The organism is Syntrophomonas sp. UBA5494, from assembly GCF_002426325.1.
Genome location: NZ_DIPG01000073.1, coordinates 1 through 4,342, shown reverse-complemented (window position 1 = coordinate 4,342; position 4,342 = coordinate 1). Strand labels below are relative to the sequence as shown.

3 protein-coding genes are annotated in these 4,342 nt (G+C 46.8%); 2 read left to right on the top strand and 1 reads right to left on the bottom strand.

Annotation, left to right across the window (positions count from 1 at the left end; genetic code table 11):
- Window positions 1–385: 385 nt before the first annotated feature.
- Entirely contained in the window at window positions 386–1,117 is a 732-nt protein-coding gene (locus B3W37_RS08520; protein ID WP_483175385.1) for a FadR/GntR family transcriptional regulator, read from the bottom strand.
- 328 nt (window positions 1,118–1,445) lie between these two features.
- Here B3W37_RS08520 and B3W37_RS08515 point away from each other — a divergent pair, with 328 nt between their 5' ends.
- Window positions 1,446–2,627 (top strand): nitrilase-related carbon-nitrogen hydrolase, encoded by a 1,182-nt coding sequence (locus B3W37_RS08515; RefSeq protein WP_483175383.1) that lies wholly within the window; start codon window positions 1,446–1,448, stop codon window positions 2,625–2,627.
- 19 nt (window positions 2,628–2,646) lie between these two features.
- Complete coding sequence (locus B3W37_RS08510; RefSeq protein WP_483175382.1) at window positions 2,647–4,032, top strand: APC family permease; 1,386 nt, start codon at window positions 2,647–2,649, stop codon at window positions 4,030–4,032.
- The last annotated feature ends 310 nt before the right edge of the window (window positions 4,033–4,342 follow it).

Below are 4,342 nucleotides of genomic sequence, written 5' to 3'. Positions count from 1 at the left end.
TCGTAACCTCCTAAGCTATAAATGATAATACTGCGAAATCTTTCCGCAGTATTATCATTTATAATTTTAAGTTAATTTATTTAAACAGATTTATGCAAATTCAAGAGATATTAGGATGAAAATAAAAGTTTATTAAGGAAGTTCTGGAGAGATGATAAGCTAGACGAAAAAACAACAAAATAATATTACGTTTGTGGGAATCGCCGCGAAGAATACCTAAGGATACAGAAATATCGGGGTAAACGATCAGGAAATATATAAAACAATACGAAGAAACCGAAAAAAGAACTGCCCGCGTGAGCTTACGCAATAAAGGATTTGTACGCTATTAAGCCGTTAAAAAGGCATATCCCCCAGCAATTCTCCCGGTCAGATTTCCCGGTTCTCAAGGCAATAACCTGACATGATAAGTCTGTTCCAGTAGCTTGTTATTTTTAGCCAGAATCTGCTCTATCACCCGGTCACGTTCCTGACCATAAAAGACGGCCCGCCGTGAATTCCTTTCTTCCAGAGCTTCCACTATTTTAAGGTCTATTTCCAGTATCTCCCGGTACTTTTTATTGTCAGCAATAACCTCATAATCTACATCACTGGTAATCTGAAAAAACTCCACCATTATCTTATGCAAAAGCGGATTATGGGAATGTTTGGTCAGGGTAAGACCAAAAGAAGTTTCATGAATGTATCGTTCCTTGATATTCGTGTCATCTGCAAAACGCTTATAAAAGGTTCTGGTTGCACTGGCGATGGCCTCAATTTCCTCATCGCCGGCGTTTTGGACGACCAAATCCAGGGCCTGATACCATAACTGGCGGCCCACCTCCAGTATATCCCGCATGCAGAAATAGTTGGCATGATCTCCGCTGTGGGAATCCTCCAGGGATATGTCTATCAGGGGATTGACATAGATCCCGCTGCCTCTTATGCTGCTTACTATCCCCTGCCCTTCCAGGACTTTGATAGCCTCTCTTATCACCGTTCGGCTCACCCCGAATAACTCAGCCATTTCCACCTGAGACGGCAAACGCTCCCCGGGGGTTATGGTCCCCCTTTGGATTCCCGAGGTAATTACCTTTACGATTTCCCGGCTTCTTGATGTTTCTTGCCGTTGATTCATTTACTCAACTCCCTGAATAGGCTATTTAATGGCTCCCCTTTTCTAGTATATAGTATATACGATTTTCATAAAAGGTGATGTTCTCGTGTATAATTAGGAATCCTAATTATACACTATTTATTTACCAGGATTCCCGCATGCAGTATACTTATGATAAGAAGAAACCTTTTACGACATTTTTAAGCATGCTTAATTCTAGCCTAAAGAAAGGAGGCCCGTCTTACCAGGCTGCAGATACGATCACCACAGATGATCGTTCCTAATTAAAAAAGTTTTCCAGGTTACAAGTCGGATACTGGTTAGCTACTTTTAACAGGGGGTATGAAAAATGCAGGAACGTAAACCTATCGCTCCTTATATGGCTGTCGGCCTGTCCACTGTATCATACGGCATTTCCGAACGCAAGGACATAGCCAGGAACCTGGATATCATTGAGGATTGCATCCGTGGAGCGGTGGATACGGTAAATATCAATATGCCGGTTAAAATTGTCGCTCTGGCCGAGGGCGCCCTCACCGGATTTTCAGACGAAGTTTTCGATTTGCCGCATGTAACGGCAGCACGCGATCTCTTTATTGACATTCCAGGCGAGGAAACCGAACGCCTGGGCAAGCTGGCGCGGGAGTTTCAGACCTATATCATCGTACAGTGCAAAGCCCGCTGGCCTGAAGTCATAAAAGACAGGTACTTTAATACTCTCTTTATTATTAATCCCGAAGGCAAGGTGGTCCACAAGGCAGCCAAAAACCATATCTGGTGTCGGGAAAGATCATGTACCCCTCATGATGTCTACGACCGCTGGGTAGAGCTCTTTGGCGATGGCATTGAAGCCTTTTACCCGGTCCTAAAAACAGATGATATCGGCAATATCGGCACCATCTGCTGCAGCGACGGCGAATACCCGGAAGCAGTGCGGGCGCTGGCTTTTAATGGCGCCGAGGTAGTTTACCGTCCCAGCGAGGCCATGCCTATGACCGGAAGCGGTTATCCAGGTGGCGGCAGTTGGATGATTCAAAACCGGGGACATGCGGAATTCAATGCTTTGTATATGCTGTGCCCCAATGTGGGACCTGTATTCGTACACCCGGGCATGCAGCACCCCTTTAACGTTGGCGGAGGCAATTCCCATATCGTTGACTACCGGGGCGAAATAATGTCCTACTCTCCATCCAATTACAATACCGTAGTGGCAGCCATCATTGATATTGAGGCTTTGCGCCAGTTTCGGGTAATGAACCTGAACAGCAACTGGACCAAAGATTTGCGCACCGAGCTATTTAAGCACATGTATGATCAGCCTATCCATCCGAAAAACCTCTGGCTGCATCAGGAACCCAAGCATCATGCCGAGGTGGATGAGGTGTATCGCGCCAATATCAACCGTCTAATTGAAAGAGGCGCATATACCCGGCCCTATCATGATTTTCCCGGCGCCCGCTGCCTGTCCGCCCCTACGTCGGAGGAAGAATGGGAAAAAATGAAGTCACTGTGGAAGAATCCGGAAAAGTAACGAGAGGAGGCGCCAGCAGATGAGCAATGGAAATCAGGGTTTAAGTCTGGAACAGATGGGCTACAAGCAGGAATTGAAGCGTGAGCTGGGTTTATGGGGTGTGCTGGCCTTCGGCATATGCATGATGTTTCCTATAGCGCCGGCGGCGGTATATGGATCGGTAACCGATATTTCGCTGGGACACATGGCGCTGGTCTATCTAATCGCCGTAATTCCCATGTCCTTTACTGCCTGGAGCTATGGCCAAATGGCCGGAGCCTTCCCGGTTTCGGGTTCGGCCTATGCCTATACCCAGAGGGCGGTTAATCCTCATCTGGGGTTTCTGACCGGATGGGCGGTGCTGCTCAATTATATCCTATTCCAGGTTTTAAACTACGTCATCATCGGCGTTTTCGCCGGAGCCCTTTTCCCCGGCGTACCTTACTGGGCAATCATTGTCGCCACCGTTGCTATCGTGACCGCAATCAACTTGCTGGGCATTAAGAATCTGACCCGGGTCAATACGTTTCTAGTCATATTCATGTTCGTCGGCGTAATCTACTTTGTGGTCAGCGCGTTTACCCAGCTAAATCAGGGGGTGGGGTTGGGATTTACCACACTGCCGTTTTATAACCCGGAAACCTTTGGCTGGAATGCGATATTAATGGGGACATCCATCGCCTGTTTCTCTTTCCTGGGTTTTGAGGCCATGACCACCCTGGCGGAAGAGATGCACAGCCCGGCCAAAACCTTGTCCAAAGCAACCCTGATCGCCTGTTTCTTTATGGCCTTTGTCTTTGTTATCCAGGCTTATTTTGCCCAATCAATTTTCCCCGATTTTCAAAATTTCACCAGCCTGGATTCGGCTTTCTTTGAGGTCTGCCAGAAAGCCGGCGGACAGGCTTTGGCCACCTTTATCACAGTGGTGCTGATCGCCGGTTCCTTAGCCAATGCGCTGGACTGCCAGACAGGTGTATCCAGATTGCTTTACGGCATGGGACGCGATGAAGTCATACCCAAAAAGTTCTTTACCCATCTTAGCGCCAAGCGCCGGGTGCCGTCCTATAATATTCTGCTGGTGGCAGGACTGGGCATTGCAGGGTCCGCCCTGCCACTGGAAACCGTGATCACCATCATTAACTTCGGTGCCCTGATCGGCTTTATTATGGTAAACTTTTCGGTGATTATGCATTACTATGTAAAGCTCAAACGCCGGGGATTCGCCAATGTGGTTAAATTCCTGGTTTTACCCGGACTAGGCCTGATAACCTGCACGATCTTGCTTTACAATTTGACCGCGGAAGCGAAATTGGTGGGAATTGTCTGGCTGGCAATCGGGGTAATTTATGCGGCCGCAACTACCAACTTCTTCCGTAAAACCCCCAAGAACCTTACCATGCTGGAAGACATAAATGGTGAAGATTAGTCGAAAAAAATTGTTTGCGATCTCAAACAGTATTAAAAAGCCCTTGATCAAGCTGCCGGCTGGGTCAGGGGCTTAGCTTTTAATTCCTTACTGCAATTTTTCAGATCGGATCCAAAAAAGTTTCACAGGAAAGCACCGGCATAGCCTGGTCCCCATTATAGGCTTCAATAAAACCGTTTTAAAAACTTAAAACCTAGAAAAAATCCCGGAAATGGAATTACCGTCAATATACACAACATAGAAGGCCAACTGGTTACTTTAGATTTTTGCTATTATGCAAAAGTCTCAATTAGGCGCCACCTGATTGGAT